This is a genomic window from Prevotella sp. P6B4, assembly GCF_000619985.1.
Lineage (GTDB): Bacteria > Bacteroidota > Bacteroidia > Bacteroidales > Bacteroidaceae > Prevotella.
In genome coordinates this window covers 16,696-42,347 of the sequence record NZ_JHVE01000005.1, presented here as the reverse complement: position 1 = coordinate 42,347, position 25,652 = coordinate 16,696, and the positions used below count along the sequence as shown (strand labels likewise).

20 protein-coding genes are annotated in these 25,652 nt (G+C 46.5%); 4 read left to right on the top strand and 16 right to left on the bottom strand.

Annotated features, from left to right (window positions below; genetic code table 11):
• From T491_RS0104625 to T491_RS0104575, 10 genes are all read right to left on the bottom strand, one after another.
• Complete coding sequence (locus T491_RS0104625; protein WP_028902849.1) at positions 1-1,314, bottom strand: hypothetical protein; 1,314 nt, start codon at positions 1,312-1,314, stop codon at positions 1-3.
• Positions 1,311-1,757 (bottom strand): hypothetical protein, encoded by a 447-nt coding sequence (locus T491_RS15680; protein WP_051522967.1) that lies wholly within the window; start codon positions 1,755-1,757, stop codon positions 1,311-1,313. Before T491_RS15680 ends, T491_RS0104625 begins: the two co-directional genes overlap by 4 nt.
• A 262-nt stretch (positions 1,758-2,019) precedes the next feature.
• Positions 2,020-2,481: a hypothetical protein gene (locus tag T491_RS0104610; RefSeq protein ID WP_028902848.1), complete on the bottom strand. Its 462-nt coding sequence runs from the start codon at positions 2,479-2,481 to the stop codon at positions 2,020-2,022.
• 21 nt (positions 2,482-2,502) lie between these two features.
• The gene (locus tag T491_RS0104605; protein WP_155950036.1) at positions 2,503-3,012 is read right to left on the bottom strand and encodes a hypothetical protein; all 510 of its coding nucleotides are present in this window, start codon (positions 3,010-3,012) and stop codon (positions 2,503-2,505) included.
• A gap of 88 nt (positions 3,013-3,100) precedes the next feature.
• Complete coding sequence (locus T491_RS15675) at positions 3,101-3,817, bottom strand: DUF6633 family protein (protein ID WP_197018796.1); 717 nt, start codon at positions 3,815-3,817, stop codon at positions 3,101-3,103.
• Positions 3,795-4,619, bottom strand: a complete 825-nt coding sequence (locus tag T491_RS16940) for a DUF6291 domain-containing protein (RefSeq protein ID WP_255327027.1) — start codon at positions 4,617-4,619, stop codon at positions 3,795-3,797. The genes T491_RS15675 and T491_RS16940 overlap by 23 nt, the downstream gene beginning before the upstream one ends.
• 5 nt (positions 4,620-4,624) lie before the next feature.
• Positions 4,625-4,924, bottom strand: coding sequence for a helix-turn-helix domain-containing protein (locus T491_RS0104590; protein WP_028902846.1), 300 nt, complete (start codon positions 4,922-4,924; stop codon positions 4,625-4,627).
• 187 nt (positions 4,925-5,111) lie between these two features.
• A complete protein-coding gene (locus tag T491_RS0104585; RefSeq protein ID WP_028902845.1) occupies positions 5,112-5,999 on the bottom strand; it encodes a hypothetical protein in 888 nt (295 codons plus the stop codon).
• Positions 6,000-6,019: 20 nt separating this feature from the next.
• Positions 6,020-7,444, bottom strand: a complete 1,425-nt coding sequence (locus T491_RS0104580) for an RNA-binding domain-containing protein (protein WP_028902844.1) — start codon at positions 7,442-7,444, stop codon at positions 6,020-6,022.
• 102 nt (positions 7,445-7,546) lie between these two features.
• Complete coding sequence (locus T491_RS0104575; RefSeq protein WP_036915297.1) at positions 7,547-9,043, bottom strand: site-specific integrase; 1,497 nt, start codon at positions 9,041-9,043, stop codon at positions 7,547-7,549.
• Between the two features lie 490 nt (positions 9,044-9,533).
• Between T491_RS0104575 and T491_RS0104565 the strand changes: the two genes are divergently transcribed.
• Positions 9,534-12,428, top strand: coding sequence for a DUF4450 domain-containing protein (locus T491_RS0104565; RefSeq protein ID WP_028902842.1), 2,895 nt, complete (start codon positions 9,534-9,536; stop codon positions 12,426-12,428).
• A gap of 16 nt (positions 12,429-12,444) precedes the next feature.
• Here T491_RS0104565 and T491_RS0104560 read toward each other — a convergent pair whose 3' ends face one another.
• The 3 genes from T491_RS0104560 to T491_RS0104550 all read right to left on the bottom strand — a co-directional run bounded on the left by T491_RS0104560 (position 12,445) and on the right by T491_RS0104550 (position 17,174).
• Entirely contained in the window at positions 12,445-14,949 is a 2,505-nt protein-coding gene (locus T491_RS0104560) for a M1 family metallopeptidase (protein ID WP_197018795.1), read from the bottom strand.
• A 63-nt stretch (positions 14,950-15,012) separates the two neighbouring features.
• Positions 15,013-16,380, bottom strand: a complete 1,368-nt coding sequence (locus T491_RS0104555; RefSeq protein ID WP_369699739.1) for an RluA family pseudouridine synthase — start codon at positions 16,378-16,380, stop codon at positions 15,013-15,015.
• Positions 16,362-17,174, bottom strand: coding sequence for a bifunctional hydroxymethylpyrimidine kinase/phosphomethylpyrimidine kinase (locus T491_RS0104550; RefSeq protein WP_028902839.1), 813 nt, complete (start codon positions 17,172-17,174; stop codon positions 16,362-16,364). The genes T491_RS0104555 and T491_RS0104550 overlap by 19 nt, the downstream gene beginning before the upstream one ends.
• A 76-nt stretch (positions 17,175-17,250) precedes the next feature.
• Here T491_RS0104550 and T491_RS0104545 point away from each other — a divergent pair, with 76 nt between their 5' ends.
• The 3 genes from T491_RS0104545 to T491_RS0104535 are packed head-to-tail and all read left to right on the top strand — an operon-like array spanning position 17,251 to position 20,781.
• Positions 17,251-19,146: an AAA domain-containing protein gene (locus T491_RS0104545; RefSeq protein WP_028902838.1), complete on the top strand. Its 1,896-nt coding sequence runs from the start codon at positions 17,251-17,253 to the stop codon at positions 19,144-19,146.
• A gap of 52 nt (positions 19,147-19,198) precedes the next feature.
• Entirely contained in the window at positions 19,199-20,329 is a 1,131-nt protein-coding gene (locus T491_RS0104540; RefSeq protein WP_028902837.1) for a hypothetical protein, read from the top strand.
• Between the two features lie 2 nt (positions 20,330-20,331).
• A complete protein-coding gene (locus T491_RS0104535; protein WP_028902836.1) occupies positions 20,332-20,781 on the top strand; it encodes an MgtC/SapB family protein in 450 nt (149 codons plus the stop codon).
• 63 nt (positions 20,782-20,844) lie between these two features.
• Here T491_RS0104535 and T491_RS0104530 read toward each other — a convergent pair whose 3' ends face one another.
• From T491_RS0104530 to T491_RS0104520, 3 genes are read right to left on the bottom strand one after another with little or no spacing between them, the layout of a single operon-like run.
• Positions 20,845-22,086, bottom strand: coding sequence for an esterase (locus T491_RS0104530; protein ID WP_028902835.1), 1,242 nt, complete (start codon positions 22,084-22,086; stop codon positions 20,845-20,847).
• Between the two features lie 27 nt (positions 22,087-22,113).
• A complete protein-coding gene (locus T491_RS0104525; RefSeq protein ID WP_028902834.1) occupies positions 22,114-23,220 on the bottom strand; it encodes an esterase family protein in 1,107 nt (368 codons plus the stop codon).
• A 17-nt stretch (positions 23,221-23,237) separates the two neighbouring features.
• Positions 23,238-25,580 (bottom strand): glycoside hydrolase family 3 protein, encoded by a 2,343-nt coding sequence (locus T491_RS0104520; protein ID WP_036915295.1) that lies wholly within the window; start codon positions 25,578-25,580, stop codon positions 23,238-23,240.
• Positions 25,581-25,652 lie beyond the last annotated feature (72 nt).

Genomic DNA, 25,652 nt, shown 5'->3' with positions numbered 1-25,652 from the left:
TCATCTATTTAAGCCAAATGTTTTTTTCTTCACACCCAACTTAGACTTGGCCATTTGCGCACAACACCGGGCGAAATCAAGTTCATCTTCATCTTTTTTGTCTCTCCAACCTGTGTTGTTGGTTGGACCACCTCCGGCAGAGACATTGCCATCCGGCGCAAGTAAAGCGGCAAAGTATGCACATGCAAGGTTAACCAGTGGTTTCCAATTCTCCACCTCTCGATAGTCAAAGATATCATCGAAAAGATTAAGGACTTCCGTAGGCAGATATCGCTTATACACAGAACCTTCTATGTCAATGTCCACTGGGCTCCGGTCAGGCGTCCATGTGGTATAATCTACATTAAAGGATGAGTTCTTTTCTCTATAAACATCTCTCTTTGGGCTATCATTCCACTTGTCTACCTCTATTCTCTTAGGTTTAGGAGTAACAGGTAATACTTTTGAAGCGTCATTGATCGTGTGGAAAGAACGTGAGGTTGAAGGACGAGTTTCTTCCTGCTTGGCGACAGATGCTGGGTGAAATCTCCACCATGTAGCTGCGAGTTTAGAACAGGTAAGTGACCGATTCTTGCCCAGTTCCGATGCTTTATACTTTGCCTTGCCACAGATGATAGCATAGCCTTTGACATTACCTTGGCTGTCTGTCCTCGCTTTAACTTTGAGGTTTTCACCTTCGGCATGTTCGATACGAGTAACATAGTCTTCCCATGACCATTTCGGCATGTCTTTCAAAACGTTCATACAGACGGAAGCAATATGTTCAGCATTAGAAGCACGAACATCCATCGCTGTATTCCAGCCTCTCTTAATAGCTACCGCTTCAGCTGCTCGCTGTGCGCGGAGATGAATCTCGTGGTCATTGTTTACGTTACCATCTTCATCTACGCGACAGACACCACCATGCAGATGAGGTATCTCACCCTTGGATTCTCGATGTAGGTAAACAACGCTCTTACTTCCGGCAAGGTTGGTTGTCTTAGACTTTACCTTGTCACTATTATCTTTGATTGTTTGTTTGTCGAATTCCTCAATGAAATCCATCCACAGCTTTTTCCAGTCCTCGATAGTGAAATGCTCCGTATGTTCCTTAGCTGGGCTAAGTTCTACTTGAATAAGAGTATTCTTTAGTTTGTCATGACCAGCCAACGAAGCCTGCATAGATTCCCATACCCCCATCGCATCCAGCCCCAGTGGAAGATGCTGGGTGCAAATTAAGTCAATCTTCTCTGGGTGTTTCTTGTTCTCAGATTCCCCCATGATGTAACGAAGATTGTTTATTCCGTGGGATATTGCTTTTGCTTTTCCTATCATGAAATAACCTCCTTTTCTGTATTGTTCGTTGTTCGTGGACGAAGCATTTTCTTGTTCCTAATGTCACGGATAAACTCACTTACAGCATCGGAAATTGGTTTTACCTCGCTGTACCATTTCTCCATCAGCTGACGGTTGCGGAAAAGTTTGCGTTTTTCCTCAGAGGTCAGACCATTGATGGCGTTTATGAAGTTGGCGATGTCTGAACGAGTCTGAGCCAACTTAGTGATGAGATCTTTCTCATCAGTAGCCATGCGTGCTATTGGCTCATAACCTAATGCACGCGAACGAACATATTCACTCACCGTCATTCCACACTTCTTGGCTGTCGTGTAGATTTCATGATTCTCACGTGGATTCACCTTAAAATGGACCACTTCACTTCGTTTGTCCTTTGGGTCTAAAGCCTTGCGAGTTTTTTTTTCCTTATTCCAGTTGTTCATATCAATTACTTTAATTTTTATACCTTATTAATATATATAGTGCGAGTCAAGGAGCACTATCCTTCCCTGCGACCTTTTGGGAGTCAAGCGAGAGTGCCAAGTAGACAGCCCCTTTAGGGCTGGTGCTACCTTGGCATATCTCGCTCTGTAAAAAACGTTCTAACTCTGCCAGAGGCATCATAGTACCAAGTTGGCTGAACATGAAATAACACGTGAAGACAATGACTACTAATCATGTTACAGAATTTTCTTTGAATCATTGCTATTCTCCTTTCACTCCACCGCATTCGTCAGTGTATAGTGATCCGCGATATGGATTGACGATTACTGTATCGCCAAATCGCCATTTTCTTATACAAGGAAATGTAAGGGTTGAAGCGACAGTTGACTTCTCCACTTTTATAAGTCCCACCTTCTCCATCTCGTCGAGTATGCGTCGGATAACCTTGCGACCAATCCTCCACTCAGCCTGAAGCTGTAACTCTGAATACTGAGCCTGCCCAGCATTAAGCGACAGAGGCCTACGAAATCCGTTGCCAGTTGTGGGAGTCAACTGCATACGCGAAAGCAGATCACAAAATAGAGTACGATTACCAACAATAAAACCATCACTTGTGTTCGTTGTTCCTACGAGCCATTCACCAGCCTGCCCTGACAGGTGTATGATGAGTTCATCATACCCTGTCAGTGTGCGGAACTGATAGCGTTCCTTGTTCGATGCCATTACATTATTCATGCTATAACACTATTTAGTAACACTATTTCCTGCCACAGACGTTAATATCGACTGCCCAGTTCGAGTGCCCGCAATCTTCTCCAAGCCTGCCCGTGCCTCTTCAACGTGAGCGGTGTTAAATGCAAATTCCGTCAGATCTACAAAGATAGTAAGCAGCTGTAGCTCGTTGCAATAATCTTCCATACGCTTGCACAACTGCAAAGCCCGATGACTACGGTGAAATTCCACCTCCCAAGAGTCACTCTGCCCTTTATTCACGCCGTTATTCATAAAACGATTCAGGGCGAGTTGTTCATCACTTGTAAGGGTGGTGATATCAACCTTACCATCAGCCATGGCTATCGCTATTCTCAGTGCATCAGCCTCGTATGGGCCAACCTCCTGCAAGAATTTGCGAATAACTTTGGCGTCTTTCTCACTCAGAGTCTTTGACTCTTTACCTGTTGACTCCTTCCTTGTGGAGTCTGCGACAGCGACAACCTTGTTGTCCTGACGCGCGAAAATTGTTTCGTTTGCCATAATAAACATTATATCTTCGACTTATTGGAATTACTCTTATACTCTACTATATATAGTGTATTTATGAGATTACATCATAAATAGCAGTTCACTTAGTAGATACATCGGAATCATGAACGATATACCGGATGTTGAAGCTGGGGAAAAACTCTTTGAAAATCTCAGAAAAAAATGGATAGCACTCACCCTCCAACATTTCATACTGATACCGAGTAACAGAAATACGAATACACCGATTCTCAATGAATAGGTCATAAATACAAAGGGTGGAATAAATACGACGATGCTCATCAAACTTCGTCTGCTCACACAGCTTAAAAGTGAAATCATACCACTTCTGGAAAACGGATTTCCTCAAGTCAGTCACTTGCTGCCTATGGACAATAATCTCCTCGTTGATATATTCTTGGCGTTTTTGTTCACATTGGTCAGCAAAGTCCTTCAAGGCACAGGTGATGACCATCGGGTCAACCTTCCCATAGAACTTTCCGAAATGTCCACACTTGAAACGAAAGAAAAACAACATCATCACGGAGAGTTTCATGTCTTTATACTCAGCAGCAAGCATCCTGGCAAGAACCTTGGTCTGCTCATCATTCATATTCTTTGAGCCAGAAAACGTGTTCAAATCGCCAATATGTTCAACAAGCCAAGCTGCAGTAGATCCGTTTCCAAACGCAGCATCAATTACAGCGATGGGCGAGTATTCTCCCATAATGGTCTTTTTCTCATCCAGTCCAAAGTCAACCTGTCTGGATGGATTGAACCTTATACAAAAAGAATTATACGACGGGCAGCTCTTCATGAGGTTGACAGCCTTCGTCTTTAAGCTCTGACATAACACGGGCTGCTCCTTTATAGATGTCTTCGCGGGTGCGATAACCGTTATTTCTGTCTGTTCCATTTGATTTATTTATTTTGTTTAACTTTTCCTCTTGGATAATCATCCAATTCACGAAATGGTTTTTGGCATCCCTAAGATGCAGGTGATGCTTACTGCCAATCTTCTGTTCGCCAGCGAAACGCTCCAAATACTCGTTAAGGAGCTCATCACTGCAATTTAGGAACTTGAAGCGCACGAAAACCTGTTCCTTCCACGAGGGACTTTTAAGCATCATCTCAACCTCTTCGTCAACATCGTCGTACACCATCAGGTCCTCTTTAGACCAATGCCTACTACCATTATCAGCTTCGCGTGGGCGAATTACCACACTCATAGAGTGTGTTTCTTTCTTATCGCACTCTTCATCCCCATCACATTCTTTATCCTTATCGTAATCTTTATCCTTATCTGCTTTTGTTTGGGTTTTGTTTGGGTTTGGAGTAGATTTCTTTGCCGCATTCTTGTTGCCAAGCATAGAAGGTTTCTTTGTGCCACGTGGGCAGCCACCCTTTTTCCCATTTACGTAACACATCCACTCTTTGTCGATGATAGGTTTAATTAACTCCCATGCGATAGAGCAGGTAACGGAAGAAAAAGAAGGGGCTTGTTGATCGAGCGAGTATCTTATAATCGCCATTAATAACTCAAATCTTTCTCCCATGTCAGGAAGCATATCAACTGCTGTAAGGAAAGATCGGTAAAATATACATGTATCTCTTTGCATATACCTTACTTATTTTTATCATTAAAATTAGCAAGTTGTCCTGATTCTATTAACTGGTTTACATCCTGTTTGGCATAAAGTTTTCTTCTGCCAACCTTTACACTATTCAAAACACCAGCCTTCTCTAAACGCCACAGAGTGGTTAACGAGATGTGTCCATATTCACACAGCTCGTCGCGCTCATAAAAGCCATGTTCAACGGGCTTTTCAAGTTTGCCGATATTCCTCTCGTCGAAACATCGGCATAGAGTCTCATAGATCATCTCTGCTAACTGACTCTCTTTTAATACTATTAAATTTTCCATATACCAATTGTATTTTAGTTTACTGATATTTCTTGAATTTTTCTGCAAATTTCGGCATTTCAGCTGGTATATTGAGGTGTGGAGGTGTGGTTTTTGATTTGTGTCGTAACCACCTAACAATGAACAACATAACAAAAATCCACACCCTTTTGAGGTGTGGAAAAAGTGTGGTGTGGAGTGTGGTTTTTTACTTTTTGAAATTTAGGGAAGGGAAATTTTTTGTAAAATCATCTGTTGGCATTCGCTTAGTGATGCGAGCAGACGTGATATCAAGATTTTTGCAAACAGCAGTCAACCACCCCTTTTCATAATAATCTTTTAATTTCCTTATGACATATAGAACTTTGATTCTATTGCCATTAACGTACATTGGGGAAAAAACTGCATGTGTAACATCTTGAATAAACTTATTCTCGTCAGCATGAGTAACAACTTTTTTTTCACGAAGATAACTATATAATCGGTGTAAATCTGGCCCATCATTTCTTATTGACTGATAACTGGGCATTGTTGAGTAATCACTGGGGGAATCTGGATTTGAAACAACATTATCTTCAGGTAAGCTGTTCTCGTCGTCTATAGGAACTTTCTTCTTTTTATGGGGGCTGTCATTCATGGAAAGAGTTAAGTCTCTTTCTGCAATATAAAATAGAATGCCCTCACGTTGTCCGAGGTTTATTGTGTATTTGCGAAACTTATCATTACTCCAGCTACCACTATTCAAATCCTCTACAAGCTTAAACTTGTCTGCCAGGGTCAAATAATCCTGATGTTCAAGAGGATGCCGCAAATCATTTCTACGACAAGCATTGTATGTTTCAGTAAATCCGTTGACATACCAACGGCTAATTTGGGACTTGTACAGATTAGCTTCTTTTTTTGAAATCTCCCTGTATTTGAGTTCAATGTTTTGAAGTAATTCCATGATATTTTTTCTAACCATCGCTTGTACAGGTGTTTTTTGTTTTTCAGAGACAAATAGAGAATATCCCTCAACTTTCTTTGAGCTAAAATCCTGATAGTCGCCCTTGAACAAGGGTTTCAACCACTCATCGATAAAATTATATGCTTCCATAATAATTACATCCTCTTCTGTTAAATGGTTACATACTTCTGAGTGGGACTATTTGGCGACTCTGGCTCTGTCATACGAAGCGACTTGTTTAGAAGTGGGTCAATATACTTCTTCTTTACCTTATATCTATCCTTCAATCCCAGATGCTTGCAGATTTCAGACAATGACTTTGGCTCTACACAGAAAGCAAGAATCATCTGTTCTTTACTTACTGCTACTCCCTGCTTACTTACTGCCTTTTCTCCTTTACTTACTGCCAAATCTGCGTTACTCCCTGCTTCTGAGGCAGTAAGTGGACGGTTTATACGTACTGTAAACTGGTTTCCTTCCTTGCTATCAATAAACTCCACGTGGCTGTCTTCGGCCAATACGCGTGGTATGCCTGAACCTAAACCACGGTAAGGCATCGTCTTGGAACAGAAGTTGGCCATCAATGGGTTACGGGCATATGAGTTGCCCACTTTTACCTCGTCTATCGTATGGCCACCCATCACACAGCCGGGATTCACTATCTCTACTCTATCATCGAACACCATCAGACGGATAGCAGCTGTTTTAAGCAGGTCAATATGTACCAGGGCGTTCTGAAGCAGCTCTTCCAGCACAGTTTCAGGAATCTCCAGCTGTCCGATAGAATTAAACGACTGTCCGTTCTGTGTTCGGCGAAGGCATGACTTCAACCACATCATTGCTTGCTCGAACATTTCAGGAATGGTACCTTCTATATCGCGACTGTCACGGTATTCTGTTCCTGCGATGCTGTTTCCATAGAACCAGACGGCCTTGATAACAAACATTGGCTTGAACTGTTGCGGGCGTTGGCCGAAAAACAGCAGTCCCGCTGTGGTAAGCCTTCCTTCCGAATCCGTGATATGAAGATTGTGCAGCAACTGGTCTTGCGGCACGTCAAACTCTGTCATGGGCTTGCCATATACATTTTGGAAAAAGCGGTCAAGTGCCAGCGTGTCAATGTCTCTCACCGATGAATCTTTCACACTGGCTTCGTCAGCGTGATACTCGCCAGAGTCTTGAAAGAGGCTTAACAGTTCGCTGTTTTCAGTCACCCGACGTTTGTCGGCTCCTTGCTTCACCCAAATGTGACCAGCCAAGTCTTTGTAGGGTTTGTTACGCCCTCTTTGCACAGTAGCCACCAGAATCATTTTCCCATCCACATCCACCACGTCTGTCTGGATGTAGATGGTTGGGCGTACCTGTTCGTTGGCGGTATTGCCCAGTTCGCGGCTTATCTGTTGGATAGCATCGTAGTCGAGACCAAGAATCTCGCCAGTCTTGTCTTTCACTCCAAACAACAATTCTCCACCTTCACTGTTGGCAAAGGCCACCATTTCTGCAGCAATCTCCTTCTGTGTGGAAAACTGTTGCTTAAACTGTACTTGGCTTGTCTCGCCACAGCGTATCTTATTCTTCAGCTCGTCTTTATTCATACCTTATTATATTATAGGCTCCATTTGACTTTTCTGTTGCAAAATTACACAATAATTGTCGTATTATGATTACTATACTCAAAAAATAGGCGAAATTAACACTTACTTTTCTACTTCTTTCATTAATGCCTTACGTTCTTCTGCGCTCATACTTTTCAGGAGTTCAAGAAGAGCAGCCCTGCTATCGTCAGGCTCACTCTCTTTTAGCAGATATCCATTATATTCCAACATCTTCTTCAGTGGATAATCGCCAATATAGGCCGACGTTATATCACTGCTATTGCTATGTCCCATACTGTCACTTATATATTTATAAGGTACGCATCCTGAATTGTTGAGGTTTGTAGCAAAACTATGACGTGCCCATGTTGGAGATGGACTTTGTTCCATACCAAGCAATTCTGCAACCATTCTAATGTGCTTGCGGATATTCTTGTTATAACGCTGTATCACCCACTTTTCTTGTTTCTTAGTAATATTTTCCCTCATAAAAGGGAAAACACGTTGATTATGTTTGGGCTCGTTTGCATGTCGGTCGAGAATCATCTTAATCTCAGGCATAACTGGGAAGATAACCTCACTCGCTTCCTCATTACGTTCTTCGGTCTTATAACGAAAGAATTGAAATTGTTTACCATGAGTAGCGTAGTACCAATCGCCATATTTCAAACGTAACGTATCAGCTAAGTTCTGCCCGTCACCAAGGTACATGAAAAGAAACAATCCAAGGTCACGAAACAAAGCATCCTTGACCCTTTTAGGATAGAGCGACTTACCATTCTTATCCTTTACATCGCCTTTTTTCCAGAAATCATAGAGCAGGCGCATTGATGTAACATCCAAGAATTGATGCTTTCGACTTGCTTTCTTGTTATAGCCAGTCCCCTTAAACATTTCTTTTGTACTGCCATTTATTAGATTCCGTTTGATGGCAATGTTAACGATAGTTCGAAATGTGCGCAAATTAATTCCTGCGTATGACACACTAACGTTTGGGTCATTTTTCATCTTTGTCTCCCACTCCTGTATGAACGTATGGTCAATGTCAGCAAATTCTACATTCTCACCATTGTCTTTTATGAACCTATTTCTACAGTCTCTACCCACACTTGCAGTACCTATATAGTCTTTTTCTGTTTTCTCCTGAATGTATTCATCCCAAATTTTATAAATACTTGTACTATCATCCTTTTTACCTTGATAACGTTCTTGGAGTTTTTGGAGGGAGAAACTACCTTCACTGATAAGTTGATTGGTCAAGTCTTTGACCTTGTTCATTATCGCTTTCATCTCTTCTCGTTCCGCCAAATGGACTCTACGACCACTCTTCTCATATTCACATAATTGGATCCAATCATCCATCATGTATTTCTCTCCAAGTCTTAGGAACGCTTTCTTGCCATCATGACATATTCTAATGGCAACAGGTAAAGGCTTACTATAATCTCCAGCTTTACGTATATCAACCGTTATAGAGCCATACACGCTTCCGTTGGAAGATGTAAATTTAGCAAGACATTTCTCGCCCCTAACACTATTGTTAGTGCCAGAATTGTCAGATTGGTGACCTTTGGTGACCTTTGTATTATCTTTCCTCATGCTCAAAACCTCCATTTATAGGATATTTATTAAATACTCCGTCAGTCATAATGGTGACCTTCAGGTGACCTTTTTGACTGAAAACTGGTGCAAATTTACGAAATCTTTAGCAATGTACAATAACAGAAAACCCTTTATTTATCGGGGTTTAACATTATTTGTAATTTCCTGAAACATATCCAAAACAGACTCATAATCTGGAGGTCCCAGGTTCAAGCCCTGGCTGGTCCACACAATGGTTTCAAGATTTCTCTTGAGACCATTTTTTTGTATTTTCCTTGAAAAACTTGTCAGGAACGGAGAAAAACGTTACCTTTGCGGCAGAAAAATTCCGCTCCACGCCGTAGAAGATAATTCCAAAGCGTGGGAATGTAAATTGCAAAGTTTGAAATGTAGATTGCAAAGTTTGAAATGCAAATTGCAAAGTTTGAAATGTAAGTTTCAAAGTCTGGAATATAAAAAGTGTGGTAAGATTATAAAAAAAGGTAGCATGCAGAAAATCTTTATCCTATGGCTCCTCACCATCAGTATAGCAGCTATGGCGCAGACGCATGGCGAGCCCTCTCCTCGCACGTTACAATACGAGCCTGGCGAAGGCAGAGCTTTCGTCTGTAAGAATGGCAACAACCGTTACACACGAGCACTTTACGGCAGCCATAGCGACTGGCGACTGGAAACCAGCGACCGCCCTATCTTCGCTGTGGTGAAGAAGGGATACCACAGAAATATCCGATTCGTGGCAGAGATTGACGGACATTGCTATCCGTTAGAGGCTGTTACCCCATGCACAGCCTACTATACAGAGGGTCAGCGCACCTACCAGCTAAGCGACAGCCGTTGGGGCAAAGCTCAGTTAGACATCCGTGTCATTGCCCTGCCTGATAGCGAAAGCGCCATCTGGGCATTCCATTCAGTAGCACTCAAGGGGCGTGCCCACATCAAGGCATTGGTAGCTGATATCGTTCAACCCAAGCTTTCGCGCAATGGCGATATCGGTGCCGACAAACCTGGCGTACTCGAACCCAAAGGCGAGGTGCTTCAGACCGCAGAAGTAGCACTCAACGATACAACAGCCTACATGCAAGTAGAGCTGAACGTAATGAAGACCTTAGGAAAAGCCGAAGGGCAGCAACTGTTCATGGGCGCAGAGCGCCACTATCGGCAGCTATCGCATCGCATTCAGTTCGATACCCCCGACCCATATATCAACACACTTGGTGGAGCCTTGGTATTGGCTGCCGATGGCGATTGGGACGGTCAGACGTGGCTGCACGGCTGTATCGGCTGGCGCATGCCGTTAGCAGGTTGGCGAGCAGGTTATCTGGGCGATGTGTTTGGCTGGAACGAACGCGCCATCAGTCACTTCGATGCCTATGCCAAGAGCCAAGTCACCAACGTGCCAGCCACCATTCCGCATCCCTCTCAGGATAGCGTGCTGAATATGGCCCGCGCTGAAAAGAAATGGGGCACACAGATGTACTCCAATGGCTATATCTGTCGCAATCCCGAGCGCAATGATCAGATGCATCATTACGACATGAACCTGAACTATATCGACGAACTGCTCTGGCATTTCCAATACGATGCTGATACGGCCTATATGCGCCAGATGTGGCCTGTATTGACACGACACCTGGCATGGGAGAAACGTAACTACGACCCCGATGGCGACCACCTGTACGATGCCTACTGCTGCATCTGGGCCAGCGATGCCCTTTACTATAGCGGTGGTGCCGTCACCCACAGCTCGGCTTACAACTACCGCGGTAACAAACTGGCAGCCAGAATAGCCCAACTGATAGGTCAGGACCCACGTCCCTATCAGCAGGAAGCCGAGGCAATACTACGGGCCATGAACCAGCGGTTATGGCTGAAAGAGAAAGGCGTCTGGGCCGAATATCAGGACGCTATGGGGCTGAAACGCACGCACGACCACCCAGCCATATGGAGCATCTACACCCCTATCGACTGTGGAGCCAGCAGTCCGGCACAGGCCTACCAAGCCACACGTTATATCGATCAGCACATTCCGCATATCGCTGTCGAACAGACAGGCTATCAGACCATCGCCACCAGCGACTGGATGCCCTACTCGTGGAGCATCAACAACGTAGCCGCCGCCGAGGTGATGCATACTGCCCTGGCCTACTTCGAGGCAGGGCGCGCCAACGAGGGCTACCAACTGATGAAGGCCAACATACTCGACCAGATGTACTACGGACAGAGTCCAGCCAACTTTGGACAGATAAGCCACTACGATGCTGCTCGTGGCGAGTGCTATCGCGACTTCGGCGATTGTATCGGCATCAGCAGTCGCACGCTGATTCAGGGGCTCTTCGGCATTATTCCACAGGCTCTTTACGGCCAATGTATCGTCCGTCCGGCATTCCCCGATGATTGGGAGAAGGCAAGCATCAAGACACCCTATCTGGAGTATCAGTATACACGGCAGGGGCGAAGGGTACGTCTGGCCATCAAACAGCATTTCAAGCAGGCGTTGCAGATAATTGTCAGGGTGAACAGTAAAAAGGGAGCATATCACGACATCGCAGGAACAAGCGAGCCAGAGCAGGTGATTGAATACGAGCTTGAGGATATGGGGTGCGATACCACCTTCCAAGTAGCCGAACAATCTCCTATCGCCAAGTTAGGGCTGGGCGAGATCGAATTGGGCAAACGCTTCAAACCCATCGACCTGAGCAGACATTTCAACGCCAACGTGAGCGACATCTTCAAGAACAAGTACCTCAGCCCTCGCCCTCAGACTACCACCCTGCAGATTCCCACACAAGGCATTGGCGAATGGTGCCACCCAAAGACAACAGCAGAGATTAACGACTCTGTATTCCGCAGCAAGGTATCGAAAGGCATCTTCAACCTGGCTGGTGTACCCATGAAGACACCAACCCAAGGCCATAACATTGTCTATACCAGTCTTTGGGAAAACTATCCTGACGCCATCGACATACCATTAAAAGGCAAGGCCAGTCGCGCCTATCTGCTGATGGCAGGCTCTACCAACCACATGCAGAGCAGAATAGACAACGGACAGGTTATAGTAACCTATTCCGATGGAACAGCCGATACCTTAGCGCTGAGGAATCCTGACAACTGGTGCCCTATCGAGCAGGATTATTACATAGACGGCAAGGCATTTAACGCCCCCTCTCCACGCCCCTATCGTGTATGCTTCGGCACAGGCGATATCAGTCGCGATCTGAGCCAGATAATCAGCCTGCAAGGTGAATACGGACGAGAGATTCCTAACGGAGCCGGGCAGTTGTTAATCATGCCGCTAAACCCTCAGAAACACCTGAGGGCACTCACTCTACGTACACTATCCAATGATGTGGTTATAGGTTTGATGGCTATCACGTTACAATAGCCATCGAACCTTTCTGTTATTTCTTCTTTTTGGTTGTGGTCTTCTTTACAGGAGCAGGTGCCGGCTTCGGAGTCTTGTCAATATAAGGAACCTGGTTCATCAACACCCAGGAAGACTCATAGATATAGTTCTTCAGATTGGCAGGGAAGTCTGCATTCCCATCGAGGAACTTCTTGATCTCAATCTTGGCCTCTTCACTCTTGTGGGGCGCAATCAGGGTATTGACCCAACGCATAGGGAAGGCCAGACTGTTGGTCTTCTGAATCTCTGGCAACGCCTTCAGTCCCTCAACGATGTACACATTGCTCTGTGGCTCAAACACATCCGAGTTCAACAAGCGTAAAGCATTCAAAGCCCACGACTCGTTCACGCGGTTCTCTGCCTTCAGCAGACTCTTAAACACCTCCACACGGGCATCCGCAGTAGGATGTGTGGCCTTGCTCACAAAGTCGAACTCCTGAAGCAGTTCCTGATTACCAGAACTGATCAGGCGATCGCGTTCTTTCTCAAGTATCTGTTTGCGACGCTCTGGACGGGTAATAGCCAAGCGATAGGCCATCTCCATATAGTCGTGCTCGTCGAGCACCGTTTCGTCATGACGATCCAGAATGGTCTGCAGCTTATTCAGCACCTCAGGCGAGATAGCGCTGGTGCCCAGTTTGCGCAGAACCAGCTGTCGACAGTCCTTTGTTCTATTCTCGCCCAACAGATCCATAATCACCAGTTCCAAGGTATAACGCTGCTGCAATGAAAGGTCGGAGGCAATCTTATGCATCTGGTTGATAGCCGTCTCCATAATGAGCGGATTCTTCTCACGTCCTAGGAAGCGGAACAGTTCGCCAAAGTGCGAAGGTGTCAGTTTGCCCTGCAGATAGTTATCATGTATCAGATTCAACAAGGTATAGCGATTCAAGTCATTACGGGTAATGATCAATCGCATGGGCAGTATCTGTACATAATGATCATCCAATGCGAATCGTCCATAACCGCGACCATCCTGGTTGGGCACGATATAGCCAGGCTCACCACCCTTCACTTTGAAAGTCATCGTGGGCTGTTTCATATCCACCTTGATGACCTGCGACACACCTAAGTTACTAATCACCTTCAACTCGAATTTCTGTGGCCAACAAAGTCCACGTCCGTAAGGATCGGTCTGTGTCACCACTACCTGTCCGTTCTTATAAGCCGTGGTAATGACAGGCATACCCTTCTGTTTCACCCAGACATCGCAGAACTGACGCACACCTGCTCCTGGTGCCTGTTTGTCGAGCATTTCTACAATCTCATCCCAGCCGACATGCCCCATATAGTAGTCATGCAGACATTGCTGCAAGCTTTTCTGCATAGCCTCAGCACCAATCTCTTCCTCCAGCATACGCATCATGACAGGCGCCTTCTCGTAGTTGATATGATCGTAAAACAACACAGGATCGTGGGGATTATCCACCTCCCAGGCAATAGGATGGGCACCTTCCGTACGATCCAATGCCATAGCAGGGCTCATATAGCTGTTTATAAAGTTTATCTCAAACTCACCCTTTCTGTACTGGCTACGTGTCATCTTCGATGCCATGAAATTTGCCAGCACCTCCTTAGCCCAAGGCTCATCGATAGCAATAATATTACCAAACCAGATGTGCGCTGTTTCGTGGGCTATCAGGGCAGTACGCTTCAGCAGGTCCTCCTTCGAGGGCTTCTTACCTAAGAAAACCGCTTTATCGCTTAAGGCAATAGAGCCACGACGCTCCAGTCCACCCAACTCCAGACTCGGCAGGATAAAGATGACACACTCTTTCTCATAAGGGTTGCTGACGCCTGTATAACCTTCCATCCACTTCATCGACTTGGCCACCTCATTGAACACATCATCAATAGCAGCCTCTTTATCAGGCGTGCTCTCTGAATAGAGCACACGCAGATGGCGCCCATCTACTGACGATGTCTTCTCGTCGAACTTACCCGTCACGAACATATAATCAGATGGCACCAGTTTCTCAGACATATCTACCGACACCGATTTCCATCCGGCGGGAGCATTAATTGTGGTCTGATACTGAGCACGCATGCCCTCGACATCGAAACAAGGGAAAAGGGCACGTCCCTCATCGGCCTGAACCTGAGTATAGACCACGTTACCACTACGCGACAAGGCCTTGTCCTGACAGACAAAGTCTATCTCAACCTTATTAGTGGCACCTGCCTTGAACATCTTGCCAGGAATTACTATCTGATTATTCTCAATCCTTACTTTTGCCTTCTTAGCTTTACTCTTGTTGGCCTTATAGACGATGACTTCATCTGGTGTACCCTGGAAGTCGAGCGCTACATCCTGCTTGGTTCTGAGGTCGAAGGTAATAACAGCCTTTCCTGTCACCTTGTCCGTAGCCTGCTCAGGTATATTAAATGTTAACTGATAAAGAATGCCATTGATATGACCTTTGCGACTGTCTGCCTGTGCACAGACACTAAGCACAACAACGCTCAGCACCACTACTAATAGACCTCTTAATAATCTCATGCGACACATTTTTTTAAATTTTGTCTGCAAATTTAGCAAAATATCAGCAGATTATAGCGGAATTTACCATATTTTTTTGTCGGAAGGGCAAAAAAAGCGCATTCGTTTTTGGGAGACGGGGTGCACAAAAGCGATGGTCTCAGCCTGTAGGTATAAACGGTCGGCCTTATGCCCATAGAGTTCATCCCCCATTATCGGACAGCCCAGTCCCTCCTGATGGGCACAATGCATGCGTAACTGATGTGTACGACCAGTATGGGGATAAAGGGCAAGTACGGTAATAGGTCGCCCGTCACGCATGCCGCGTTCCATCACCCGATATTCAGAGATAGCCCGTTTGCCGTTCTCATGATCCACAATCTGACGAGGTCGGTTGAGCGGATCGCTGCTCAGCGGCAGGTCGATGATACCATGATCCTCCTTCACCTCTCCTTCTACCACCGCCAGATACTTCTTCTTGATGGTTCGCGCAGCAAACTGACTCTGTAGTTGGCGGTACACCTCAGGTGTTTTAGCCACCAGCATGATACCAGATGTGAGCAGATCCAGACGATGGGGCAACATGGCTCCCTGCCAGCGTTCCTGTGCCCACGTGGCTACCGAGTATTCATCGGCTTTACCTGGCACACTCAGCATACCTGCCGGCTTATATACAGCCGCCAAGTGTTCATCTTCGTAAACAATCTCTATTCCTTGGTGCAGGAAGCCGGAATGCTCTGGATCAGGATCCACATCCAGTCCTTGGAGCATCCAAGTAAGCACAGGCTTACATTTTCCTCTACAAGCCGGATAGAACTCACCATGATGACGGATATCACTCTGTGGCGAAGGTCCCCACCAGAACTCAGCCATGCATACAGGCTTCAGATGATGCTGGTAAGCATATTGCAATAATTTGGGGGCACAGCAATCGCCTGTACCTCCTGGTGGTAATGGAAATCTCTTCTGAATCTTCGGATTCTGATGATAATCGCGCCAGATATCAACCAAATCCCTCTCTTCACCCTTGGCATTCAACATCCGATACTGCCGAAAAAGCCATAATTGCAGGTCCTGCGACATCTGGCGGTTGAGGGTTTGGTTGCCGTTGGTAGGATGTTGGTTAAGTGCAGATATCTCACGTTCTTTCTGTTTAAAATATCCATCAGGCTGTTGCGCATCGAAAACTGGCGGAACAAAGTATTCCCAGTCATTCCTACCTTCCAACAAGCCAGAATATGCAGCCAGAAAGCCTAATGACGCCTCCGTCTCCACCACCAGTACCCCAAACATTTTTCCTTCCTGAGGAGCTATTCGCTCAATCTCATGTTTCACCTCCTCACAAGCCAACAAACACAGCGGATGAGGTTCGTAGCAGAAAGGCCAGGTGAACCGTTCTGGTTTTTGTATGTTGGAATTGAGGGGGTGCAACCTCATAGCAGGTCGAGGCATTTTTCTACTGGGATACCACGATTCTTATCATCAGTATCCTTGTAGCGCTCAATCATGCGGAACACCGTATCCATAGCTGTACGTGTGCTCACCTTCAATGTTTCACCATTCAGCAGATGGCCAATTAGCACAGCAGAGAAAATATCACCCGTACCATGAAACAGACCTGGAATCTCGTGATACTCCAAGTGGAAATAACTGTCGTCGTAGTGGTTATAGCCCACTACCGCATTACGGCCATCCACCTTACAACTCGTTATCAGCGCCGACTTAGTACCGATCTTACGTAATCTATCCAACAGATCGCCAGCCTCCTCCCAACTGATTCCCTGCATTTTGACAGGTGTATTGGTGAGGTAACAGGCCTCTGTATAATTTGGGAAAGTGAGGTGAGCCACTGATACCATCTCACGCATCAGCTCCACCTGACGCTCCGTCATACCATTATACAGCCGTCCACCATCTCCCAGAATCGGGTCTACGAACACCGTTGTACCCTGCTCGCCTTGTTCCTTGCAGTAGCCAGCCACCAGTTTTGCCTGCTCATCGCTGAACATCAGTCCTGTACAGATGGCATCGAAGCCGAAACCCAAATCCTTCCATACAGGCAACGTTCCACGGATGTATTCGGTGGTATCCTGAATATTAAACTTACCGTAGTCGAGTGTATTCGACACGAGTGCTGTAGGCAGACTATAGGTAGGGATACCTAAGTACGACAGGATAGGCAACATGGCGCCCATGCCGACCTTTCCATAACCTACGACGTCATTAATCAACAATATCTGTTTCATTTCGGCTGCAAAGTTACTACTTTTTTAATTATGGTGATACGAGATTACAAGTTTTTTTGTAATTTTGCCAGCGTTTATGGAAAAACAACTTGATTCGCCTATATTGGCACTACAAAAACAACGGCAATTGCTCCAAATGGAGTACGAAGCTGAAAAAGAAGAATTCCGCCAACAGACGGAACAGATGGGACTGCAGCGGAAGATAAAACGTGGCGACGTCTGGTTCCCGCTCACTATCGGAAAAATCTATTTCAACTCGCTGAACCAGAAAGTGATAGAGGTGTTCCGCGAAACCACCGACGAGGAGATTGAACACAACTTTGAATATGGCAAGCCTGTTGTATTCTTCAGTGTAGACATCAAAAATAACATCAACTATTTCAAGCAGTCGGCCACCGTCAGCTATGTGGATGGCAATAGAATGGTGATATGCGTACCTGATGGTATGGGACTGATAGAAATACAGAACACACTGAACCTTGGCGTACAACTGTTTTTCGACGAGACCAGCTACAAAATGATGTTCAATGCGCTTGACAAGGTCATTGCCGCCAAAGGACGACTAGCCTATCTGCGCGACCTTTTCTACAATAGAGTCAAAGCCGAGACATTCAGTTTTGGTGCCCTTCACTTCCCTTACCTCAACGCCACTCAAGAAGATGCAGTAAACAAAGTGTTGAGAGCCAAAGATGTAGCCATCGTACACGGACCTCCAGGAACAGGTAAGACCACAACTCTTGTAGAAGCCATCTACGAGACGCTACGACGCGAGAGTCAGGTACTGGTTTGCGCACAGAGCAATATGGCCGTCGACTGGATTTCAGAGAAACTGGTCGACAGAGGCGTCAATGTACTAAGAATCGGCAATCCCACCCGTGTGAACGACAAAATGCTATCGTTTACTTACGAACGACGTTTCGAGTCGCATCCAGACTATGAGATGCTTTGGGCACTGAGAAAGGCCATTCGCGAGGTCAGAGGCAATCGCAAGAAAGGCGACCAGAAATACCACCAGAAGGTTGAACGCTTGAAAGAACGCGCTACTGAACTCGAGATGCGCATCAAGAACGACCTGTTCAGCGAGGCACGCGTCATCGCCTGTACGCTGGTAGGATCGACAAGTCGCGTTCTCGACGGCCAGAAGTTTGGTACCTTATTCATAGACGAAGCAGCCCAAGCACTCGAGGCTGCCTGCTGGATTCCTATCCGCAAGGTCTCGAGAGTGATCTTAGCAGGCGACCATTGTCAGTTGCCGCCAACGGTGAAATGTTATGCAGCCTTGAAAGCAGGATTAGGCAAGACGCTGATGGAGCGTATTGTAGAGAACAAGCCAGAGGTAGTAACCCTGTTGAAGATGCAATATCGCATGAACGAGGAAATCATGCGATTCTCAAGCGACTGGTTCTACAACAATCAGGTGGAGAGTGCGCCAGACGTCAAATTCCGTAGTATCCTGGATCTTGATGTACCCATGACGTGGATCGACACCTCACAGTTCGACTTCCCTGAGGACAGTGGCATCTCCTTCAAAGAGGAATTTGTTGGCGAGAATTATGGCCGTATCAATAAGGCAGAGGCAGAACTTACCATGTTGGCGCTGCAACAATATTTCGAGAAGATTGGCAAAGAACGCATTCTCAACGAGCGTATTGATGTGGGCGTCATCTCCCCATACCGCGCTCAAGTGCAGTATCTGCGCCAGCAACTCAAAAAACGTGAGTTCTTCAAGCCATTCAAGGGGCTTATCAGTATCAACACCGTTGACGGCTTCCAAGGACAAGAGCGCGATGTCATCATGATTTCTATGGTGAGATCGAACGACGATGGACAGATCGGATTCCTACGCGACCTACGACGTATGAACGTGGCTATCACCCGTGCCAGAATGAAACTGATCATCTTAGCCGATGCCTCTACCCTGACGCGACATCCCTTCTACAGAAAGCTTTACGAATACATTGAAGCATTATAAAAAACTTAATAATTGTTTGTAAGTTTCGAATAATTATCGTACTTTTGCAACCATGATTAAGATAAAAAGGGTTGAAACCAAACGGGAACTGAAACAGTTCATACAGTTCTATTACGACCTATACCGAGGTTGCGATAGCGCTGTGCCCTATCTCTATCTCGACGAGATGGCAACACTGCGCCGCGACAAGAACCCCTCGTTCGAATGCTGTGAAGCAGAGTATTTTCTAGCCTATAAGGATGGCGAGATAGTAGGACGCGTGGCTGCCATTATCAACCATCGCGCTAACGAGCGCTGGGGATGCAAACAGGTACGTTTCGGTTGGTTCGACTTTATCGATGATATGCAAGTGAGCCAAGCTCTGCTGAAAGCCGTTGAGGAATGGGGCAAGGCCAAGAGTATGACGGAGATTGCTGGTCCGTTAGGATTTATCGATACCGACCGCGAAGGTATGCTCATTGAAGGTTTCGACCAGTTGGCAACCATGTATATCAACTACAACTATCCATATTACCCTCAGCACATGGAGCAGATGGATGGTTTTGTCAAGGACAACGACTATGTGGAGTGTAAGGTAAAAGTGCCTGAGGAAGTACCCGCAAAGTTTGCCAAGGTTACCGAGATGGTACGCAAGCGTTATGGTCTGAGAGTACGCAAGTTCACACGCAAGGAGTTAGTTAGCGGTGGTTGGGGGCGCGAAGTGTTCCATCTTCTCAATGCTACCTATAAGGATCTCTACGGATTCTCCGAACTCTCTCAGCATCAGATAGACAAACTGGTAAACGATTATATCAAAATAGCCGACATGAACCTTGTTACCGGTATCATGGATGGCGATAAAATGGTGGGCTTTGGTGTAACCTTCCCATCCTTCTCCCGAACACTTCAGCGCACACGCGACGGTCGATTTCTCCCCTTTGGGTGGTGGGAACTCTTCAAGACTTTGAAGTGGCACAACACCGACACCGTCGATTTGCTGTTGATTGGCGTACTGCCCGATTATCGTGGCAAAGGTGCCAATGCCCTCATCTTCGACGATCTCATCCATCAGTTCAAGCGCTATGGCTTCAAATGGGCTGAGACAGGACCACAGATGGAAACCAACGAAGGTGTCCTCTCACAGTGGCAGTATCTTGAGACCACGATTCACCGCCGTCACCGTTGCTATCGCAAAAAGCTATAATTATGGACATGAATTTGGAATTTGTATTGCGTATCTTTGTGGCAGCACTCCTTGGTGGTGCCATTGGTTTGGAACGTGAATATCGCGCCAAAGAAGCAGGATTACGTACCCACTTCCTTGTTGCTTTAGGTTCTGCCCTGTTTATGATAGTATCAGCCTACGGCTTCGAAGGAGCTATGCACACCCCAGAGCACCGTTGGGATGTGTCGCGTGTAGCAGCTCAAGTCGTTTCCGGAATCGGTTTCATTGGTGCCGGAACCATCATCTTCCATAAGAGCGAGAATGTGGTGCGTGGTCTGACCACCGCTGCTGGTCTATGGGTTACTGCTGCCATCGGTTTGGCTTGTGGAGGCGGTATGTATGTTCTCTCTATTGCTTCAACCATACTGGTGCTGGTAGGTCTCGAAGCTTTTAACTTTATCCTTCGGAAAATCGACAAACACAAGAAATAAGAAAACCCTCGCCCGTTTGAGCGAGGGTTTATGATTCTTATTTGAAGATATCCTCAGCGAGGATTACTTAAAGATCTTCTGAGCAAACATGGTCAGATAGATACGCCAGTTGCGCCAGATATGACCACCATCAGTCTCAACATACTCATACTTATAACCCTTGCTGTCCCAGTAGTTACGCAGGTCAACTGTGCTCTGATACAGGAAGTCGGTCTTACCCATACCCATCCAGTAGAGCTTTGGCTTGCTACCAAAGAGCTTTGCGCTCTGCTGAGCGAAGGTGGGGCTATTCTCAATCTGCTTAGCAAACGAAGCCTCGAATGTACCATTATCCAAGTGCAGACCTGCAGAGAACAGTCCGTAGTAGTCGAACTTGTTAGGATAGAGCAGACTTACGTGGAACGTGTGACCACCACCCATTGACAAACCGCAGATGGCACGGTGAGAACGGTCCTTCAAGGTACGATAGTTGGCATCTACATAGTTTACGATATCCATAAAGCTCTCTGGAATAGAAGCAGCAGCAGGAGCTGTAGGACCTGTACCACCATCGCGGAATCCAGGAGTGTACATACCCCATGACCACTCACCAGGAGCAGCCTGACAGTTAGGATTACCATTAGGCATCACCACAATCATTGGCTTAGCCTTACCAGTAGCAATCAGATTATCAAGAATCTGTGCAGCACGTCCGAGCTCACTCCAGGCATTCTCGTCACCACCAGCACCATGCAACAGATAGAGCACTGGATACTTACCACCCTTATCGTAACCAGCAGGTGTGTAGATGGTCATACGGCGCTGCATCTTCAGCGTAGGACTGTTGTACCAAACCTTCGAGAGGTTGCCATGAGGCACCTCGTTCACCTTATACAGATCACCCTTGTCGCCCTTCTCATCGCTGACAATGAAGATATTGGTAAAAGAAACGATATCACGGTTCACATAGATGTTAGCAGGGTCTTTCACACCAGTCATACCATCAATATTGAAGGTATAGCTATACATTTCAGGAGCCAGCTTGTCAGTAGTATAGCTCCACACACCATTCTTACCTTCCTTCAGCTGAGCTACACCTGGGGCATCGTATTTGCCATAACCAGGAATCTCGATCTGCTGGGTGGGCAGGAAATCACCTGTCACCTCTACCTTCACAGCCTTAGGGGCAAAAAGGTTGAATGTTACTGTTCCGTCCTTGTTTACAACAGGAGATTTAACACTGGCACTCTGGAAGAGCTTCTCTTGTGCCTGAGCGCCAGCACAGCACATCGCTGCCAGCGCTAAAGTCATCATTACTTTTTTCATACGTTTTAATTATTCACTATTCGTTATTCATTTAAATAATCTCTGAGCTAATTGGTGTAAGTTGTTACGCCAGGTGTACCAGGTATGACCACCTGGGGCTGTATAATACTCATATTTGATGTTGGCAGCATCAAAAAGTTTAAGCGTAGCCAAACCATTCTGATAGGCGATATCCTCTGGATTACCCTGAGTGAACACCAGCTGACACACGTTCTTCTTGATACCGGCAGCCGCTTTGTTCAGACGCTGACGATAGCCCTCGAACTGTTCCTTTTGTGCAGGGAACCAGCCTGCGCTGAGTACCCAGAAGTACGCAAACTTATCGTTATCGTTAAGGATGGTCTCCATCGTCTCCATACCTCCCATTGAGAGTCCAGCCATCGCACGATGAGCTTTATCAGCAACCACACGATAGTTATCCTCGATAAACGGAATGATACTAGTCACCAGATCCTGCTCGAACAAGGGAACTTCGTCCATCAGGTTCTTAGCAGGAATTGAACCATTAGGCATCACCACTACCATGGGTTTCATCTTACCCTCGGCCAACAGATTGTCGAGAATATTGCAGGCACACCCCACACCTGGCCATGAGGCATCGTTATCGCCACCACCATGAATCAGATAGAGCACGGGCAGTTTGTCGACACTCTTCTCGTAGCCAGCGGGAGTCCAGACATGCATACGACGCAGGGCTTTCAACGGCTTACTGAAGTAATAGCGCTGCGCCAAAGCACCATGAGGCACATCGGCACGCATATCGTAGAACTGCTTACCATCGCCGATATTGGCCAGAGCTGAGGTCTCGGCTGAGAGAGCGCCCTTGGGGTCCTGCACTTTCACGCCATCGACAGTGAAATTGTAGCGATAAACGCCATCCTTTACATCGCTGACGACAGCTGTCCACACACCATTATCGGCCTTAGTAAACTGCAAAGGCTTACCCCAAGGCATCGCATCACCGCCAAAGCCAACCTGTTTGGCATTAGGCGCATAGATACTAAAAGCCACCTTGCCACCCCCCAGATTGCGTACAGGCTGTAGGGTATCGTTGGGTGTGGGCTGTATCTGCCACTGGGCACACATAGGCCCAGTGCAACAGATCAGCAGGAATATCGATAAAAACTGTTTCATTCTAATACTATCTATGATTATCTGCGCAGCAGATTCAGTTTCACATTGGGTTTCATCACGTTGTTCACCTTCTTGGTCCAAGCCTTGACAGGAGCCGAAGCCTTTGCCTCAACATCGCTGGCCGATGAACAGATCAGAAAGTCGTAGCGACCTGCATCGGTCTTCCAAGCCGAGGCTTTCTCATTAAACGAGGCTAAATCTTCTGCCTTCACCTGCATGGTTACAGTCTCTGTCTGACCAGGCTGCAGCAAACGCGTCTTAGCATAGTTACGCAGTTCCTTTGCCGGCTTGTTCAGTTTCTTGCTATTGGGAGCAGCCACAAAGAGCTCTACCACGTTGCGACCAGCCTTTTTACCTGTATTCTTCACATCTACCTTTACAGTATAGATGCCATTGGCCTCGCTCACGCTCATATTCTCATAAGCAAAGGTGGTGTAGCTCAGTCCGAATCCGAATGGATAAGCCACTGGCTTGCCAAAACTGTCGAAATAGCGGTAGCCTACATAGATATCCTCCTCATAGTTGGTGAAGTCGATGTTTGCCTGAGGTGTACGCTCCTTGGGCGCCTTATCCTTGTTATAGCCCCACATAAACATGGCACCTAAGGTCTTGTCATCAACATTGCTGGGGAAGTTCTTATCAGCATAGGCATCACCATATTTAATCTGGAAGGTCATAGGCAACTTTCCTGAAGGATTTACCTTTCCGGAAAGCACATCAGCCACAGCAAAGCCACTCTCCTGACCACCCTGCCAAGTGCAAACCAATGCGTCGATCTGATCCTGCCAAGAAGCCACGTCGATAGGACTACAGATATCGAGCAGTACAATCACTTGCTTTCCTTTGGCGTGATAGGCCTCACTTACAGCTTTGATCAGTTTGGCCTCACCCTCTTTCAGATAGAAGTCACTCTCGCTGCGATCGGCAGCCTCACCACTCTTACGACCTAATGAGATGATAGCCACATCACTACCCTCGATAGCAGCATTCAGCTCGTCGGCAGTAAACTGCTTCTCGTCGGCACGTGCTGGTGGCATCAGCGAGAAGGGAGGACGACCGTTGGGGAACAGACGTTTCTCCTCGGCAGCAATATGCTGGGTATAAGTACGAATCAATGGCTTGTAAACCTCGTAACCAGCCGAACGCATACCCTCAACCAGCGATACGGTATAGTGCCCCACTGAGGTACCACCAAAACCCGAACCACCAGAAATCCAGTCATACGAGGTACATCCGAATAGTGCTACACGCTTTCCTGTCAGAGGCAGGATACCACTGTTTTTCAACAATACGATACCATCAGCGCCTACCTCACGAACTATCTGGGCGTGCGCCTTCAGATTGGGCTCGTTGTGATATTGATAGCCTTTAAAGTTATGAGTCTTTACCACATATTCTAATATACGCTTCACGTTGGCATCGAGCACTTCCATGGGCAACTTTCCACTCTTGGCAGCTTCAAGGATAGCCTGATACTGCTTGGGCTGTCCTGGTTGCAACATATCGTTGCCTGCGAGCATAGCAGCCACCGCATCATCACCAGCGTTCCAGTCAGATACGAACATACCCTTCCATCCCCACTCATCACGAACAATAGTGGTCAGCAGTTCACGGTTCTGCACAGCGTATGGACCATTCAATTTATTATACGAGGTCATGATAGTCCAGGGATTGCTCTCCTTCACCATGATCTCAAAAGCCTTCAGGTAGATCTCACGCAGAGCTCGCTGCGACACCTGAGAGATATTGTTATTACGGTTTGTCTCCTGATTGTTAGCCACAAAGTGCTTGGGACAGGCAGCCGTACCTTCGCTCTGCACACCACGTACATAACCAGCCGCAATGGTACCCGACAGATAAGGATCCTCAGAGTAATACTCGTGGTTACGACCACACAGCGGGTTACGGATGAGGTTCATGGCAGGTGAGAGAATCCAGTCGAGCCCGAACTCGCGCACCTCGTTACCGATACCTTGTCCAACCTTGAAGGCGGCCTCACGATCCCATGTCGAAGCCAAAGTCATCGAAGCCACAAAGTCGGTAGGATAATAATCGTTATGATCCCACGCACGTGTAGCGTTCATGCGCAAGCCCTGCTGAGAGTCAGCGCAATAAGTCTCAGGTATACCCAAACGCTCTACAGAGAAAGTACTGCCTGCCGTACCTGGGAATTTAGCCTCGTCGTTGAAGTGCATGCCGCGTCCCAGCACTAAGTGGCATTTCTCTTCGAGGGTTAACGCCTTGATTACCTCGTCGATGTTTTCTGCCCTTAGCTGCTGGGCCGACACGCTAATGCTGCAGCCAAGTGAAGAAACCACAGCTACTACAACCAAACTAATTTGATGAAACGAAATTTTCATTGTTAATTTTATTTTTTAGTTACTTTAGAATTCTGGTTTTCGGATGCAAAATTACAAAGCCGAACTCAAACC

Bases quoted from the DNA above. Each gene is read 5' to 3' on its own strand.
- T491_RS16940 (WP_255327027.1), bottom strand. From the start codon at position 4,619: ATGCAAAGAGATACATGTATATTTTACCGATCTTTCCTTACAGCAGTT.
- T491_RS15675 (WP_197018796.1), bottom strand. From the start codon at position 3,817: ATGAAGAGCTGCCCGTCGTATAATTCTTTTTGTATAAGGTTCAATCCA.
- T491_RS0104525 (WP_028902834.1), bottom strand. From the start codon at position 23,220: ATGAAACAGTTTTTATCGATATTCCTGCTGATCTGTTGCACTGGGCCT.
- T491_RS0104550 (WP_028902839.1), bottom strand. From the start codon at position 17,174: ATGAAACAGATATTGTTGATTAATGACGTCGTAGGTTATGGAAAGGTC.
- T491_RS0104625 (WP_028902849.1), bottom strand. From the start codon at position 1,314: ATGATAGGAAAAGCAAAAGCAATATCCCACGGAATAAACAATCTTCGT.
- T491_RS0104585 (WP_028902845.1), bottom strand. From the start codon at position 5,999: ATGGAAGCATATAATTTTATCGATGAGTGGTTGAAACCCTTGTTCAAG.
- T491_RS0104520 (WP_036915295.1), bottom strand. From the start codon at position 25,580: ATGAAAATTTCGTTTCATCAAATTAGTTTGGTTGTAGTAGCTGTGGTT.
- T491_RS0104610 (WP_028902848.1), bottom strand. From the start codon at position 2,481: ATGGCATCGAACAAGGAACGCTATCAGTTCCGCACACTGACAGGGTAT.
- T491_RS0104540 (WP_028902837.1), top strand. From the start codon at position 19,199: ATGATTAAGATAAAAAGGGTTGAAACCAAACGGGAACTGAAACAGTTC.
- T491_RS0104555 (WP_369699739.1), bottom strand. From the start codon at position 16,380: ATGCCTCGACCTGCTATGAGGTTGCACCCCCTCAATTCCAACATACAA.
- T491_RS0104535 (WP_028902836.1), top strand. From the start codon at position 20,332: ATGGACATGAATTTGGAATTTGTATTGCGTATCTTTGTGGCAGCACTC.
- T491_RS15680 (WP_051522967.1), bottom strand. From the start codon at position 1,757: ATGAACAACTGGAATAAGGAAAAAAAAACTCGCAAGGCTTTAGACCCA.
- T491_RS0104565 (WP_028902842.1), top strand. From the start codon at position 9,534: ATGCAGAAAATCTTTATCCTATGGCTCCTCACCATCAGTATAGCAGCT.
- T491_RS0104560 (WP_197018795.1), bottom strand. From the start codon at position 14,949: ATGAGATTATTAAGAGGTCTATTAGTAGTGGTGCTGAGCGTTGTTGTG.
- T491_RS0104590 (WP_028902846.1), bottom strand. From the start codon at position 4,924: ATGGAAAATTTAATAGTATTAAAAGAGAGTCAGTTAGCAGAGATGATC.
- T491_RS0104580 (WP_028902844.1), bottom strand. From the start codon at position 7,444: ATGAATAAAGACGAGCTGAAGAATAAGATACGCTGTGGCGAGACAAGC.
- T491_RS0104605 (WP_155950036.1), bottom strand. From the start codon at position 3,012: ATGGCAAACGAAACAATTTTCGCGCGTCAGGACAACAAGGTTGTCGCT.
- T491_RS0104575 (WP_036915297.1), bottom strand. From the start codon at position 9,043: ATGAGGAAAGATAATACAAAGGTCACCAAAGGTCACCAATCTGACAAT.
- T491_RS0104545 (WP_028902838.1), top strand. From the start codon at position 17,251: ATGGAAAAACAACTTGATTCGCCTATATTGGCACTACAAAAACAACGG.
- T491_RS0104530 (WP_028902835.1), bottom strand. From the start codon at position 22,086: ATGAAAAAAGTAATGATGACTTTAGCGCTGGCAGCGATGTGCTGTGCT.